12 protein-coding genes, 1 tRNA gene and 1 pseudogene are annotated in these 16090 nt (G+C 44.9%); 13 read left to right on the top strand and 1 reads right to left on the bottom strand.

What is annotated here, in order from left to right; all coding sequences use genetic code 11:
* Positions 1–256: 256 nt before the first annotated feature.
* The 3 genes and pseudogenes from HXT37_RS06265 (at position 257) to HXT37_RS06255 (ending at position 2041) form a co-directional block, all read left to right on the top strand.
* Positions 257–1117 (top strand): annotated as a pseudogene (locus tag HXT37_RS06265) (KilA-N domain-containing protein).
* A gap of 330 nt (positions 1118–1447) precedes the next feature.
* Positions 1448–1741, top strand: coding sequence for a hypothetical protein (locus HXT37_RS06260; RefSeq protein WP_116773631.1), 294 nt, complete (start codon positions 1448–1450; stop codon positions 1739–1741).
* 12 nt (positions 1742–1753) lie between these two features.
* Positions 1754–2041 carry a toxin-antitoxin system antitoxin subunit gene (locus HXT37_RS06255; protein ID WP_116773632.1) on the top strand — a complete coding sequence of 96 codons (288 nt, stop codon included), beginning with the start codon at positions 1754–1756 and terminating at the stop codon, positions 2039–2041.
* Between the two features lie 63 nt (positions 2042–2104).
* Here HXT37_RS06255 and HXT37_RS06250 read toward each other — a convergent pair whose 3' ends face one another.
* Positions 2105–3046 (bottom strand): AEC family transporter, encoded by a 942-nt coding sequence (locus tag HXT37_RS06250; protein WP_102703262.1) that lies wholly within the window; start codon positions 3044–3046, stop codon positions 2105–2107.
* A 393-nt stretch (positions 3047–3439) separates the two neighbouring features.
* Here HXT37_RS06250 and HXT37_RS06245 point away from each other — a divergent pair, with 393 nt between their 5' ends.
* The 10 genes from HXT37_RS06245 (at position 3440) to HXT37_RS06200 (ending at position 15958) form a co-directional block, all read left to right on the top strand.
* A complete protein-coding gene (locus HXT37_RS06245) occupies positions 3440–6730 on the top strand; it encodes an Rne/Rng family ribonuclease (protein ID WP_410309326.1) in 3291 nt (1096 codons plus the stop codon).
* A 186-nt stretch (positions 6731–6916) separates the two neighbouring features.
* Positions 6917–7225: a 50S ribosomal protein L21 gene (rplU, locus tag HXT37_RS06240; protein WP_004111933.1), complete on the top strand. Its 309-nt coding sequence runs from the start codon at positions 6917–6919 to the stop codon at positions 7223–7225.
* Between the two features lie 33 nt (positions 7226–7258).
* On the top strand, positions 7259–7510 hold the full coding sequence (gene rpmA / locus HXT37_RS06235; protein ID WP_004106248.1) for a 50S ribosomal protein L27: 252 nt from the start codon (positions 7259–7261) through the stop codon (positions 7508–7510).
* 135 nt (positions 7511–7645) lie between these two features.
* On the top strand, positions 7646–9328 hold the full coding sequence (gene obgE / locus HXT37_RS06230) for a GTPase ObgE (protein WP_116994983.1): 1683 nt from the start codon (positions 7646–7648) through the stop codon (positions 9326–9328).
* A 25-nt stretch (positions 9329–9353) separates the two neighbouring features.
* Positions 9354–10499: a glutamate 5-kinase gene (gene proB / locus HXT37_RS06225; RefSeq protein ID WP_410309325.1), complete on the top strand. Its 1146-nt coding sequence runs from the start codon at positions 9354–9356 to the stop codon at positions 10497–10499.
* A 102-nt stretch (positions 10500–10601) separates the two neighbouring features.
* Positions 10602–11840, top strand: a complete 1239-nt coding sequence (locus HXT37_RS06220; protein ID WP_410311054.1) for a pyridoxal phosphate-dependent aminotransferase — start codon at positions 10602–10604, stop codon at positions 11838–11840.
* A 158-nt stretch (positions 11841–11998) separates the two neighbouring features.
* A tRNA-Trp gene (locus tag HXT37_RS06215) sits at positions 11999–12074 on the top strand.
* 36 nt (positions 12075–12110) lie between these two features.
* On the top strand, positions 12111–12338 hold the full coding sequence (gene secE / locus HXT37_RS06210) for a preprotein translocase subunit SecE (protein WP_004106254.1): 228 nt from the start codon (positions 12111–12113) through the stop codon (positions 12336–12338).
* Between the two features lie 41 nt (positions 12339–12379).
* Positions 12380–13276: a transcription termination/antitermination protein NusG gene (nusG, locus tag HXT37_RS06205; protein WP_004109157.1), complete on the top strand. Its 897-nt coding sequence runs from the start codon at positions 12380–12382 to the stop codon at positions 13274–13276.
* A gap of 393 nt (positions 13277–13669) precedes the next feature.
* Entirely contained in the window at positions 13670–15958 is a 2289-nt protein-coding gene (locus HXT37_RS06200; RefSeq protein ID WP_119522626.1) for a hypothetical protein, read from the top strand.
* Positions 15959–16090 lie beyond the last annotated feature (132 nt).

Raw genomic sequence — 16090 nt, 5'->3', positions numbered from 1 at the left:
GTATTGTTTTGGGAATTAACTTTTTTATTTTATCTACGTGTTTGCGTTGCTTTTAATCTATGAAATCTTATAAAATACTACTTATGCGCTGGTGCATGCTAGTTTTCTGCTAGTTGTTAGATGTTTTGTGGCTTGTGCTTGATTTTGTAATTTTGCTTGTGATTCATGGGTTTTGTGTTAAGCGCATAGAAATAGAGTAAACAAATCAAATAAAGCAACTAATTGCGTAAATTTGCGTAAATATTAGGGGGCAATTATGTCTAATGCATCAAATATTAAAAAAGATATTATTACAGCAAAAGGCTTTACAATTCAGGTTTATACGGAAGATTTTAGGAATGATTACGTTAGTTTAACCGATATTGCGAGATATAAAAACAAAGAAGAGCCTAAAGATGTTGTTAAAAACTGGCTGAGAGTGAAGAATACTATTGAGTTCTTGGGATTGTGGGAGAGTATTAACAATCCTAATTTTAAAGGGGTCGAATTCGACTCCTTTAAGAATGAGGCTGGTTCTAATGCTTTTACTTTATCTCCTAAAAGATGGGTAGAATCAACAAATGCTATTGGCATAGTTTCCAAATCTGGTAAGAATGGCGGAACTTACGCTCATAAAGATATAGCATTTAAGTTTGCGGCTTGGATCTCAGCAGAATTTGAACTATATATTATCAAAGATTATCAAAGACTTAAATCTGATGAGGGTTCCAAGCTTTCGTTGAATTGGAATTTGAACCGTGAGATTTCGAAGATTAATTACAAGATTCATACGGATGCTATTAAAGAATATTTGTTGAAGGATTTGACTTCTGAGCAGTTGATGTATAAGTATGCAAATGAAGCAGATTTGTTAAATGTTGCATTGTTTAATAAGACTGCTAAGCAATGGAGAGACGCAAATCCTAAGTCAAAAGGCAACATTCGAGACGAGGTGAGTATTAATGAACTTCTGGTATTGGCGAATATGGAAAGCTATAACGCTGTTTTGATTTCTAAGGGTTTACCACAGGAAGATTGAATGGTGGAACTTAGAAATTTGGCGCGAGCGCAGATTTTATCTCTTGAGAATTTGAATAATTCTGGAATAAAGAGTTTGGATTCCGTGTTAAAAAGTTGAGTTTAATCACTTTTTAATTCTGCACTTAATGCTGATATTTACCTCGTCTTCTGGTACGTGTGCAGTACAGTTTCCGCGCGTGTCTTGATTCTCTTGCCTCGACTCGTTAGCTGTGCAAAGGTAGTTGCGCAAAGTTAGCTTCAATTTGGAAGTAGACTTCCAAGTATGAGTTAGTTTTGCGGAATCTGAAAGCAGACTTCCAACTTTTGCCAATTTGCATTAGGCTTTTTGCATGCTTTGATTAGTTCGATTAGCCATATTTTGATAATCTCTGGCACAATGTGATAATATTTCGTATACGAAAGTATTGAGAGTTGGGAGATAATATTTATGAAGGTTTTAGTGCATCCTAGAGTTATTCGAAAACGACCTTGGTTTAGCGAAACTGAAGTAATAAATATGTGGAACTCATCTTGTAGAGAGCTTCCCAGGCAAGGTGAATATGAGCCTAGTCAGATGCTTTCACTTGCTTGGGATTCTCGCGGAGTTATTACGGAACTTATTGCATATAAGGGCGAAGATGGGGAATGGATTATTTTTCGTGTAGTGCCTGCAACTAAAAAGTTTCTTGCTGAAATGGGATTTAGTCAAGAAGAAATTAGACAAATTTTTGGTAGAAGATAGGTAGGAGTGATTATGGCTAATTTTCGTGGTGAAGGTGGCATTGATGTCACTGATGAAATGCTTGATAAATGGGAAAGTGATGCTGAAAAAGGTATCTATCACGGTAAAGCTGGTAATTTGCGTATTAAAAAGCCGCTCGGCAGACCGCCTCTTTACAAAGAAGCTATGTTGCCTATAACTTTTCGTATATCTGCTGAAGATGCTGATGCTCTAAAAGCTTCTGCAGATAAGCAGGGTGTGAAAGTTGGGGACGTTGTGCGAGAAGCATGCAAACTGCTTCTTGCTCAAAAAGCAAGATGATTACAAAGTGTTGTGATTACAAAGTGTTGTGATTACAAAGTTCTACGATTGCGCGCGGATTAATCACCCCAAAATAGCGGCGATTACTGCTATACAGATTGGGCTGGTAACCGTAGAAAACAGTATGCCGTCGCGCGCAAAACTTAAGCCGACGTTGTAGCGCGCAGCATAATTGTAAACGTTTTGACCAGTCGGAAGTGCCGCCAGCACAACGCACGCATACAAAGTCGCCCCGCGAAAACCCATAACAAAATAAGCTAGCAAAAATGCAATTGCAGGCATAATAAGATTTTTTAGCACAGCAACCGTGGCAATAGCAGCGCGATTGGAATCTTTTCGTAAAGGTTTGCTTCCGTAAAGCGACATTCCAAAAGCCATTAAAATCATTGGAACTGCAGAATCGCCAATCATCTTAATTGGATCGTAAAGAAAATTAGGAACAGGGAAGTAGCCAACTTTTGCGGAAATTGCAGAAATAATAATTCCACCAAGCGAACCAATTAAAAGTGGCTGTTTTAAAGGCTGCTGAGCGATGCGCTTAAGCGAACATTTTCCAGTAGTTGTAATGTCGAGAACCGTCAAACCAACAGGAGTAAATACAGCCTGTTGCATAACTAAAATCGGAGCAACAAGCGCAGGATTTCCCAAAATATAAGTCGCAATCGGCAAGCCAATATTGTTTGAATTTAAATAAAGAGAATTGAGAGCACCTATAGTGCAGTCGGCTGCAGGAAGATGGAAGCAAAAGCGATTAAGCAGCACGAACGCAACTCCAACAATCATTGCAGAAAAGAATGCAACAAAAATCGAAGAGTGAAAAATCTCAAAAATAGGCTCTTTAGAAAGTATTGCAAACATTAAGCAAGGGCTGGAAACGAAAAAACTTACGCGATTTAGGACCATTTGAGCCTGTGAACCGCCAACGCGCATGCGAGCAGTAACGTAGCCTGCAGCAATAACAATGCCAATTACGCAAAAGCCTTGCATTGCGCTGATTAAGCCCATTTCTTGCCTCCAAAATTCGTTAATTGCACGCAAATTGCATGCGTGCGAACCTATGCTGTAACTATAGGAGAGATACGCAACTTTTATGTGCGTTATGGATGAGTTTGAAATTATTGGAATTTTTAGTAACTGCTAATTGGCTTAAAACAGCGATGCAAATTTTAATATTCAACGAGTCATATATTTGACTCGGCAATATGGCATACTAGAGAGCGGTGGCACTGCAAGCCGCCAGGCAATCGATGGCGTCGATCCCCTCGTGAGCGTTTTCCGAGGCTGGCGTCCGCTGTCGCGCAGCTAGACTTTGTAAAGAGCTTTGGGGTGGCTCGCGCACGTGCGTGCTCAACTTAAAGCCAGGGATGCGAGACGATGCAGCGTCTCGTGAGGAGCATAGTGCCCAGAATAATAAGAGAACGCTTCAATGAATTTGAAGCTGAAAATAGTAGAACTGTGTCTAAAACCGCTACTTCTGCGGAAATGTCCGGAATAATGCAATCTACAGATTTTGCGAAAAGTAATATAGCTGCCGGCGATACTTTGCAGCAAAGCTCTGGCGTTACGCGTCGCCGTCGCGGTCGACGAGTTACTCGTGGTGCCGGTGCGGCTGGAGAAGCAATGGAACTAAAAGTTGAGGATTCTAGTACGAAGGATTCTGAGCCGCATGTTGTTAAATCGCGCCCGATAACTTCGCTCCTATTCCAGGAGCCAGTTCTTCCTAAGGTAGTGAACAATCGTAGTGAAGAAAGCAGCAGTTCTCGTAATGACTTGCGTGACAACTCGCGTGATGTCTTGAATGATGATTTGCGTGATGATTTACGTGATATTTCTCGCGGAAGGCGCAACAGCCGCAACGGCCGCGATAGCCGTGATAGTCGCGATAGTCGCGATAGTCATGATAGCCGTGATAGTAGCGAACGCAAGTCACGTTCTGAAAGACGTGAGAATTCAAGCGAAATAAAGCGTGATAGTGGCAGAGGGAATAGTCGTGAAACATCGCGTGAAACAAGTCATTCTATGTATTCTCAAGATTCTGAGTACGCTAAGAATTTTCAGGATTCGCAAGATGATCGCGATGAAAAAACTCGCAAAAGCCAGCGTTCTCGCCGTTCTCGCAGATTGAATGCTGTTGAGCGACGTGCTGCAGCTGAAGTTGAGCAAATTGAAGAGGATCTTGCATACGACAATATTGTTTATGCTCCCATTGATACGCGCATCGATGAAACTCTTGATGTTAGCGATATTTTATCTGCGGAAAATACTTCAAATAGGCGTTCTAATCGTCGCAATATGTCGAATAACATTTCTAATGATGATGACGTTCGAAATGAAAATGGTGCAGTAGACAGCAGAGGCGGTAGCAATAGCAGAGATAACAGAGATAGCCGCAATAGCAGTGACGAAGGCGATAACAGAGGTATAAACGACGATTATAATGCAAATAATGGCAACGATGACGATGAAATAATGATTACGCGTCGCCGTCGTCGCCGTCGTAGCTCTCGCACTGATCGAAATGAAAGTCGCAACGAAAGTCGCGATTTTGACATCGATATTTCTAACGATCTTGACGATGACGCAAATTCTCGCACAAAACGCACGAGAATAGATGAAGTTTCTCAAGAAGATCGCGATTTAATTCCAGATCCAGAAGAACTTCGTGAGCAAGATGAGGAAGAAACTCTTTATACGCGTCGCCGTCGTCGCCGCCGTTCTAAATCCTCCGATGACGCAAATTCCGCGTCTTCTCAGGAAGAGTCATCCGACTACACTAATGCGAACGAAGACGACTTGACTTCTCGCCGCTCGCGCAAGCAGCAGTATATAGACGAAATTACGGATATTGAAGGCTCTACGCGACTTGAAGCAAAGCGCCAACGCCGTAGAGATAATAGGCGTGAGCGTAGCCGTCAAAACCTTCTTATGGAGCAAGATTTCCTTGCTCGTCGCGAAAATGTTGAACGATTAATGGTTGTTCGTGAGCGCGATCGCCACACGCAAATTTCTGTTATTGAAGACAATATTCTTGTAGAACATTATGTTTCTGATATTCAAGAAGTTGCTACTGTTGGAAATATTTATCTTGGGCGCATTCAAAACGTGCTTCCAAGCATGGAAGCGGCATTTGTAGATATTGGTCAAGCCAGGAATGGCGTGCTTTATGCAGGCGAAGTTAATTGGGATATGGCTCGTCTTGAAGGTCAGCCTCGTAGGATTGAGCTTGCGTTTAAGTCTGGTGATCCTGTGCTTGTGCAGGTTACTAAGGATCCAATTGGGCATAAGGGTGCTCGATTGACTTCGCAAGTAACTCTTGCAGGGCGTTTCTTAGTGCTTGTGCCATCTGGCGGCATGACCGGTGTGAGTCGCAAGCTTTCGGATCGAGAGCGCTCGCGTTTGCGTGCTATTGTGTCGAAGATTGCACCAAAAGATATGGGCGTTATTATTCGTACTGCTGCTGACGGCGCAAGCGAGGAGTCGATTGAAAAAGATTTAGATTCGCTTGTTAAGCAGTGGGAGCGCATTGAAGCTAAGCGCGAAGAATACTTGCATGGAAAGCGCCCTAAGCTGTTACAGGGTGAGCCTGATGTGGCAATTCGTGTTGTGCGCGATATTTTCAACGATGACTTCCAAAAGCTTATTGTTGAAGGCGAGGGAGTGCGTCAGCGAATTGATGAATATCTTGAGATGATGGCTCCAGATTTGCGCAGCAAGGTTGAATATTGGGATCCTGCTGAGCATGAAGGCAAGGACGTTTTCGATAAGTGGCAGATTGATAGTCAACTTCGTAAGGGTATGGAGCGTCAGGTTTATTTGCCGGCTGGTGGCTCTATCGTGATTGACCGTACGGAAGCAATGACTACGATCGATGTGAATACTGGACGATTTATTGGGCGTGGTAAGTCTTTGGAAGAAACGGTTACTCGTTGTAATTTGGAGGCTTCTGAAGAGATTGCGCGCCAGCTTCGTTTGCGCGATATTGGTGGCATGGTCATGATCGATTATGTCGATATGGTTATGCCAGCGAACCGCGATTTAGTTTTGCGTAGGCTTTTGGAATGCTTGGCTAGGGATCGCACGAAGCATCAAGTTGCTGAAGTTACGTCTCTTGGTCTTGTGCAAATGACGCGTAAACGCGTTGGTCAAGGCTTAGTTGAAGCGTTCTCTGAAGAGTGTCCAACGTGCAAGGGACGTGGGTTTATTTTGCACGATGAGCCTACTGTTTCTTCGGAATATGCAGATCCTTACGCGCTTAAGGGCGGAGATCCTTTTGTTAAAACGAACAAGTATGGTCACGGAAGCGCAACGGAACAGCCTGCGCCTGTTAAGCAGCAGGGTTCTAGTGCGGAAGTGAGAGCTAAGTTAGCGCGTATAGCTGCCGCGTCTGTAATTACTGACGCAGCTCATAAATCTGAAGAAGAAACGCAGTATAGTAATTTTTTGAATTCTGATGAAGAGTCTGTATCTTCTAAGGCGGATGAAACTAGCGAAGTTGCGGATGCTGGCGAAACCGCGGAAACTAGTGAAGCGGATAAAACTTCTGAAGAATTAGTTGAAAATAATTTAGAGGATACTACGCAAGAGATTGCTGAGTATACTGCGGAGCAACCTACGCAAGAAACTATGCAGGAAACTGCGCAAGATAATACGCAGGAAATTATGCAAGAAACTACAGAAAGTGATGATTGAGCCTCTGAATAGTGACTAAGTATATGCCTTGAGTACAATATTGAATATTGTCTGCATTGACTCATGAATCTAGCGACTTGACGTTAGTACATGGGTAGGTGTATTTTTGATAGTCGGTGTCTTGCCGCGCGCGTTTTGCTGTGCGCAAGGCAAAAGTAAGCTTTCAATTGAGCTAAGGAACGAATTATGTACGCGATTGTGAAGGCCGGTGGCCATCAAGAGAAGGTCGAGGTTGGCGACGCCATTCTCGTGAACCGTCTCGATGCAAAGAAGGGCGATACCGTGGAATTCCCGGTCGCGCTCGTTGTTGACGGTGCTAAGGTAACCTTGAGTGCCAAGGATCTTGCTAAGATTACGGTGAAGGCAGAAGTCTTGAACGACGAAGCCAAAGGTCCAAAGATTAGCATTATGAAGTATAAGAACAAGACTGGTGTGGCTCGTCGCAAGGGTCATCGTCAGAAGTTGACTCTCGTCAAGATCACGGCCATCGCCTGATTGACGGTGTTATAAACCTGAAAGGACAGTGAGATGGCACATAAGAAGGGTGCGTCTAGCTCGCGCAACGGTCGCGACTCACAAGCGCAATATCTTGGTGTTAAGAAGTTTGGCGGTGAAGCTGTAGTGGCTGGCAACATTATCGTTCGTCAGCGCGGCACTAAGTTCCACGCAGGTCAGAACGTTGCTTTGGGCAAGGATCACACGCTGTACGCTTTGGTGGACGGCAATGTGAAGTTCGGTATTCGTCGCGACCGCAAGGTTGTTGACGTTGTTACCGCCTGAATCTTAGCTAAGCCTAAACAGATTCGACAATAAGTCGACAATAAAACGTTTAAGCCGCACCCCCGTTCGGTGCGGCTTTTTTGTTCTCGCATGTTCCCGAGAATTTAAGTGTTTATCTTCGAGTAAGGTAGCAGTATGAGTGATTTTGTAGACCGCGTAACAGTGCATGTAAAAGGCGGAGATGGTGGAAACGGATCTGCCGGAGTTCGTCGCGAAAAGTACAAGCCATTAGCAGGTCCAAATGGCGGTAATGGCGGTGACGGTGGTTCCGTTATTTTTGTAGCTGATCGTAACGCAAACAGCTTACTTGACTACCGCTTCATGCCTCACCGCACTGCAGAAAACGGTACGATGGGCTTAGGTGACACTAAAGACGGTTCAAAAGGTGCAGACTTAGTACTTCCTGTGCCTGTTGGAACTGTTGTTTTTACTGCACGCGGTGCTGTAGACTCTCAAAAGCGACCAGGCGAAGTTTTGGCGGATTTGCAACATGTTGGAGACAAATTCGTTGTGGCGCAGGGGGGTGCTGGCGGTCTTGGCAACGCAGCACTCGCAAACAAAACTCGTCGTGCCCCAGGATTCGCGCTTTTAGGCGAGCCTGGTGAAGAACGCGACGTAATTTTGGAACTCAAGTCTATTGCAGACGTAGCTTTAGTTGGATTCCCTTCTGCAGGAAAATCAAGCTTAGTTGCTTCAATTAGTGCAGCTAAGCCGAAAATTGCTGACTATCCGTTTACTACTTTGGTGCCAAACCTAGGTGTTGTAAGCTTCGGCAACTATCGCTACACAATTGCAGACGTTCCAGGCTTAATTCCAGGAGCTTCCGAAGGAAAAGGCTTAGGTCTTGAGTTTTTGCGTCATATTGAGCGCACAGAGATTATTGCGCACGTAATTGATTGCGCAACGCTGGAGCCAAATCGCGATCCAATTAGCGATTACCACGCTCTTGAGCATGAGCTTGCGCAATACGCTGATAAGCTTGAGCTTCCGTTGGGTGCGATTCCAATTCCTGAGCGTCCGCGCATTATTGTGCTAAATAAGGTCGATGTGCCTGAAGCTAAAGAATTGGCTGATTTTGTACGCGGTGAATTTGAGAAAATGGGATTGACTGTATTTGAGATTTCTACCGCGTCTCACGAAGGCTTGAAAGAGCTCGGTTTTGCGCTTGGACGATTGGTTGAAAAGATGCGCGAGAAGCTCGCTGCCGAGGAAGCAGCGCGTGAAGAAGAGCGTGTTGTCATTCAGCCTCTTGAGCAGCAGACTTCAGCTTTGCGTCGTCGCCGCGATGATGGACGTGGAAATAGTGCAGACTTTGAAATTAAGCGCGAGGAAGACAGGAATGGTGATTTTTGGTTCACTGTTACTGGCGCAAAACCTGAGCGCTGGGTTATACAAACGAATTTCGACAACGACGAAGCCGTTGGTTATTTGGCGGATCGCTTGGCAAAGCTTGGCGTTGAGGATGAATTGCGCAAGAAGGGCGCGCGTCCAGGAGACGAAATTCGTATTGGCACTGGGAATCATATGGTTTGCTTCGACTGGGATCCAAGTATCGCTGCCGGTGCAGAAGGATTGGACGGCGCTAACTTGGGTGCGCGTGGCAAGGATTTGCGAATCGAAGCGAACGATCCTCGCGGAGCAAGGCGCACGAATGCTGAGCGTAGACGAGATTATCACAGCATGATGGATGCAAAGAGCGCAGTTCGAGACGCGATGATGGCTGAGCGAAAGTCGGGTCACTGGGCGGATCCTTCTGTGGATGACGATCGCCATGATGAAAATAGCTTGTTTGGCCGTGGCGAAGAGCAAGAAAACTAGAAGAATCAAGGTCAAGGGGAATCTTATGAATAATCCAGAAATTGAGCTTACCGAAGATGGGGTTCGGTGTTCAATTCGTGAGGCGCGCACAATCGTTGTAAAAGTTGGCTCAAGCTCACTTACGAGCGCGTCTGGGCAGCTGGATGTGCAAAAGTTGCGCGCTCTTGTGACTGCAATAAGTCACGCGCAAATGCAAGGTGCTCGCATTGTGCTTGTGTCTTCTGGTGCAATTGCAGCTGGATTTGGTTTGCTCGGCTTTAATGAGCGTCCTAAAGATGTGCCAACTCAGCAGGCAACAGCTTCAGTTGGTCAAGGATTGCTTATGGCTCAATACGAAGCAGCATTTTCGCAATTTGGTTTCAGAGTCGGGCAAATGCTTCTTACTGCGGACGTTACTATTTCGCCGTCTCGCTACCGTAACGCTCAGCGCACAATGCTGCGGCTTCTTGAACTTGGCGTAATTCCAATCGTAAACGAAAATGATGCGCTTTCTAGCAACGAAATTCGATTTGGTGATAACGACCGTTTGGCGGCTCTTGTAGCAAATATTGTGCGAGCGGAAGCTCTTGTGTTGCTTACGGATGTGGATTCTCTTTATACTGCACCGCCTAGTGAACCGGGTGCTAAACGTGTGAGTTTTGTGCCAGATGTGACGCGCGCGATTGAAGAAGTGAAAGTTGGCGCAAGTGTTTCGGGCGTAGGTACCGGTGGTATGGTGACGAAGATGGAAGCTGCGCATGTTGCTGCAGTTTCGGGAATTCCAACTGTGCTAACTTGCGCTGGAAATGCCGGTCCGGCACTGGCTGGAGATGCTGTTGGTACTGTGTTTGCGCCGGTGCATACGCGCGATTCTTCAAGGCGACTTTGGATTGGTTTTGCTTCGCATCCGCACGGAGTTTTGGTAGTTGACGATGGTGCTGCGAAGGCGGTTCGCGGAGGTCGCGCGAGCTTGCTTGCGGCTGGTATTGTTGGCGTGCGCGGTGAGTTTTCGGCGACGGATCCTGTGTGGATTGACGATGAGCAGGGTAACCATTTGGCTAAGGGTTTGGTTGCTTTTGACGCGGAGGAAATTCCGGAGATTATGGGGCGTACGAGCGATGAGCTTGAAGAATCACTCGGCCGTCAGTATGCGCATCCGGTTGTGCACCGCGACAATCTCGTGCTTGTGTAATTACTAGTGGCTCGTGTTTTGTCGATTTCACCAAATGGTTTTGTGTTTTCGACAGTTTCGCTTGTTTCGCTCGTTTCGCGGCTTAAGGTTACACTGTAAATCATGGCAGAGAATATTGCAGAAACTTCATCCTCAGAAAATTGGCGCGTATTAAGCGAGCGTATTAACCGGGTCGCTCCGAGTGCAACTTTAGCAGTAGACGGCAAGGCAAAAGCTATGAAAGCTGACGGCATTGACGTCGTAAGCTTTGGCGCAGGCGAGCCAGATTTTCCTACTCCCTCTTACATTGTTGATGCTGCAACACAAGCGTGTAAAGACCCGCGCAACTATCGTTATACTGCTACGGCAGGTTTACCGGAGCTTAGGGAGGTGATTGCGCGCAAAGTGCAGCGAGATTCCGGCTACGAAGTTTCCTCAAATCAAGTTGTAGTTACAAACGGCGGAAAGCAAGCTGTGTATGAGGCTTGCCAAATCCTCTTAAATGATGGCGACGAAGTTATTATTCCAGCTCCGTATTGGACGAGTTATCCGGAGGCTGTGAAGCTTGCAGGCGGCGTGCCTGTGCCGGTTTTGGCAGGTGCAGATTGCGGTTTTGAGCCAGATATTGAGGCAATTGAGTCCGCTCGCACTTCACGCACGCGCGCAATTATCGTAACTTCGCCTTCGAATCCTACAGGCGCTATTTGGAGCGCGCAAACTATTCGCGCAATCGGCGAGTGGGCTGTAAAACACCATATTTGGGTTATTTCTGATGAGATTTACGAGCACTTGCATTACGACGGCATTTCGACTTCGTATATTGGCGTCGAGGTGCCGGAAATTCGCGAGCAGCTGCTGATTTTGAATGGTGTTGCTAAAACTTACGCCATGCCTGGCTGGCGTGTTGGCTGGATGGTGGCACCAGAAGATGTTGCTAAAGCTGCAATTAAGCTTCAAAGCCATATGACTTCTAATGTTTCTAATATTTCGCAGCGCGCAGCAATTGCTGCAGTCGGCGGTTCGCTGGATGTGGTCGCCACTATGCGTGAGGCTTTTGATGCTAGACGCAAAGCAATTGTGGGAGCGTTGAACAATATTGACGGCGTTACTTGCCCTCTTCCTCACGGCGCTTTTTACGCGTTTGCTAACATTGAGGCGTTGCTTGAGCGTCCGCTTGGCGAGAAATGCGAACTGCCGCATACTTCTTCTCGATTTGCTGAAATGTTGCTTGACGAAGCGCATGTTGCTGCGGTTCCGGGAGAAGCTTTTGGTGCTCCTGGCTATTTGCGATTCTCTTGCGCTCTTGCTGACGACCAGCTTGCTGAGGGCATGCGTCGCATGAAGAAGTGGGTTGAAGCTTAAGCAAGTATTTATTGCAAAATAAGAACTTGCTTGCCGTTGCACAATGCGACACTCGCTTTTTGTGCGACGATATAACGAAATCATGCCCATGAGATAGTATGTCTATCTGGCGGTTTGCTATTTCGTTCCTTTTGGGGTATGATGAGCAAGTTCACCTTAGGGATGTGGCGCAATTGGTAGCGCAACGGTCTCCAAAACCGTAGGTTGTGGGTTCGAGTCCCGCCGTCCCTGCCAGTTTTTTGTTCAAGTTTTTACACGAAGGATTCAAGCATGGCGCAGGCACGCAGTACTAAGAAAGCAGTAAAGCATAACTTGTTCGTGCGTATTGGCATGTTCGTTAAGCAAACTATTGACGAGACGCGCAAGGTTATTGCACCTCATGGCAAAGAGTTGTTTGCTTGGTCGTCTGCAGTTTTCATATTTGTTGTATTTTTGATGGCTTTCGTCACCTGCATGGACTTCGGTTTGGGTAAGTCCGTAATGTGGCTGTTCGGCTGAGTTGAAATTGGCTGAGTTGAAATTTTGAAGGTGTATGCAAGATGACTGATGAATTCAATTTCGAAGAAGCGAGTGAAGCTGATGAGGCTTTTGCTTCTCATGATGCTGACGAAGCAAACGAGTCAGCTGTGAATGATGAAGCTGCTGCTTCTAGCGAGTCTGTTGAAGCTGATGTGGATGAGGAATCTGCTGATGTTGCAGCTGATGTAGCTGATGGCGCTGCTGCTGACAGTGTTGCTGATGTTTCTAACGAAACTGACGAAACTAGCGATGCTGATGAAACTACTGATGCTGACGATGCGAACGAAGCTGACCCAACTGATGCCGGCGCAATCGCTGTAGCAGAATTTTCTAAGAAACTTCGCACTTTGGAAGGCAAGTGGTACGTTCTTCACACGTATTCTGGTTACGAAAAGCGCGTGAAAACTAACGTCGAATCCCGCGTGCAGAACTTTGGTTTGGAAGATAAGATTTTCCAGATTGAAGTTCCTATGGAAGAAGTCGAGAAGCATACGGAAAAGGGTAAGAAGGTTATTACCCGCGTGCGTGTGCCAGGATATGTGTTGATTCGCATGTGGCCGGATGAGAACGCTCGCCGCATTGTGCGCGAGACTGAGGGTGTGACTGGTTTCGTTGGTCCTTCTAGAGAGCCTGCACCATTGAGCCGCAAGGAAGTTGTGTCAATGATGGCTCCGATGATTGCTTCCGAAGCTTTGAAGAATGCTGGCGATAAGCCGGCTGCGGCACGTAAGCGTAAGGTTGAGGTTGCTTACAAGGTTGGCGATCAGGTAACAGTTACCGACGGTCCATTCTCAACGATGGCAGCTGTGGTTTCGGACGTGGAGCCTACAACTCAGAAGCTTACGGTGTTGGTTTCCATCTTTGGACGTGAAACTCCTGTGGAGCTTGGGTTTAACCAAGTTGAGCCGATTGTTTGAGCTGAAAGCCTAGGCTTTTGTAGCTAGCTTTTGTAGATTTTACAAACCGGGGTGCGTATTGCACTCCGGTTTTTTGTTTAGTTTTTGTTTAGTTTAGTTTTTTTGGTTTTGCTTGGTTTTTCGTTTTAGTTAGTTCGCTTATTTACTACGACACGCCGTAAAATGGGGAAATAATCCTAAATTTTCTTGCAATTACAGTGCTTTTATCAATATAAATAATAAATATTTCCAAATATTTAGTTTGGCTTGCAAATAGGCGTGGGGGGGGGGTATAGTGCTGAGTGTTTGGGAAGAGCGTTTTTAGCAGAGAATTTTAGCGAGAATTCGAGTTTTTCAGTGCCGTTGTAATAACGACATTATGATATAAGAGGGCGAATTAGAAGGTAGGTGTATATGTTTAATTCGCATATATTTAGCCGTTTCCTTCGACTAGTGCGCTCAATTCGCCGTTCGTTATTTGCTTTTTTTGTGGCGATTGCAATATTGCTTGCTACTTTTGTGATTGCTCCAACTTATGCGTTGAGTGCTGGCGAAAGTGCTACTTCTACTGAGAAGGCTGAGGGTGCGAAGGCTGGTTCTACTAAAAACGATGGTGAATCGAATAAGCAGTCTGAGCAGAGTGAATCTAATAATACTACTGAGCCTAATAAGAAAAATACTGATACTTCAAGTACTTTAAATAAAGATAATAAGGAATCGCAGTCTGTTAAGCGGCAGAAGTCTGATAGTAACAATGGTGTTGATAAGGCTAAGTTAGCTGAGACTGCTGTAAAGAAAAGCGTTAAAAAGAAAGACATTGATTCTGCGGAAGCTGTTAAAGGCACTGACAGAGGCGCGAATGAAAAGCCTGAACTTCCGGAAGCGTGCAAGAATAATAGAAGGTATAATACTCCTGAAAAATGCTACAGCATTACTTATGGTAATAAAACAATAAACATTAAAAGTAAGAATGGCGAGCCTTATAATAGGGTTCCTCAGATTCTTACTCCAACAATAAAAGTTGCAGGTAAAGTGCAGCAAACATTACCTGCTGGCGTGTGGCTTGGGTTGGAAAAGTATAGTGGAAATAATGATTCCGTAAAGTATGCTTTTTTCAAGGGTGAGAATGATAGCTACACTGCTAAATCTACGAAAAATAGCGATGGTTCTATACGTTTTTTTGCGAGCAAATGGTTAGTAGCTAATACATATAGGTTTTATGTTGTAATACATTATCCAGGTGGTTCTAAATCCAGCACTAGGATTAAAGCGATATTTGCTAAGGATGATTTGCCTAAGGCTCAGCCCGATGATTTATCGCTGAGCTTATACGATTTTGGGAATGCGCAGGATGGTGTTGCGGTAAGTGGTAATAAAATTATTATAAAACCAAAGTCTAAGGGTTCAACTCCTAGCGTAGGTACTGTCGTCAGTGATGATAATAAAGACGTTTACGATCCTATTAATAAGCTTTTTATTGAATCGAAATCGACAGATAAGCCTGGTTCTATCTATCACCGTATGATTTGCCATGAAAATGGTAGCGATAATTATACGTCAGACCGTGTTAATGATTTGAGTTTAGTTACGCAGACTCAGTTCAAGCATATGGAAAATCAGAATCGACCTGATAAAAATGCAGAGAATTCTGCTGTGTATGAGAATGATGATTATACTGAGCGCTCTCAAAGCTGGATTAGTGGCACGCCTAAAGAGGCTGGCACTTTTGAGTGCAAAGTGTTTGCTATTAAGGATGTTGACTTAAAACAAGACTTATCAACTCATAAAAAGCCACAATCGTCTAAATTGGCAGAAGAGTTTGGCAAAAGAGTCAAAACTAATACAGATATGAAGTTATTGTTCGATAATCCAGAACGAAACATTGTTGAAGATAAGTGGGACAATAAAACATCTATTGCGAAAGGCGTTGACTGGGATTATAAGACTGTAATAATCCAGTTTGGAGATAAGCCAAAGCCAAAAATTAGTGATAATGATCTTACGCTGAAAGTGTATCCGTTTAAAACCAGCGATGGTTCGTTGCCGGCGGCATTGTCTAGCAGCAATAACAATATTTCTGCGATACTCGGCATGAGTCTTAAGCCGTTTGTTGATGCTACTTCTGCGGCGGATAGCACGAATAAGATTACGTTGCGCGTGCTGTGCTCGAAGGGCGAGAAGAAGAATAAGTCTCTTGAATACAATACTTGGAGCAGAAATCTTGACGAGCTTGGGTTGAGTGTGCCTGGGGATAAGGATCAAACTAGATGCAATAAAGCAGGAAAAGGCGATAACGAATGTACTGCGGATAAGATTGCGTCTCAAGCTTCTATGGAAGTGAGCATAAAGCCGACTAAGGTTGGCGATTACAGTTGTGTTGTATACGCGCTGAAGCCTGAAGCTCTAAATAAGTTTGATGCTTTAACAGGTACCTTAACTCCTGATTCAATAAAATCTGCGCTAACTTCTGCAACTCCTACTGCTTTTAAAGAAAAGAAGGAGTTTGCTGCTTTTACGTTCAATATTCACTTGGCGAGTAATTTTACTTTGCCGAATACGGGCGGTCAGAGTTGGAATTTGCAGTTTGGTATTCTTGCTGCTCTGTTGGTAAATCTGCTGGCGGCTGGCTTCGTGGTAAGTCAAAGTGAGTGCGCTCGCAAATTAATTTTTGGAAGGCGGCGAGGCTTATGCAATCACGTATGAAGCAGTTGTATATGCATTTACTCGCCGTGCTTCGCATAAGGCGACTACGTACGCATTTGCGCATCAAGCCTTCCTGTTTCGCGCATTGTTTTATTGCGTATTGTTTTATTGCGCAGTCTTTCGGGATTCGGG

Origin of the sequence: Gardnerella sp. DNF01151, assembly GCF_049244235.1 — a bacterium.
Classification (GTDB): Bacteria; Actinomycetota; Actinomycetes; order Actinomycetales; family Bifidobacteriaceae; genus Bifidobacterium; species Bifidobacterium swidsinskii.
Note: the sequence above shows the minus strand (reverse complement) of the source record. Positions and strands in the feature narration are given on the sequence as shown.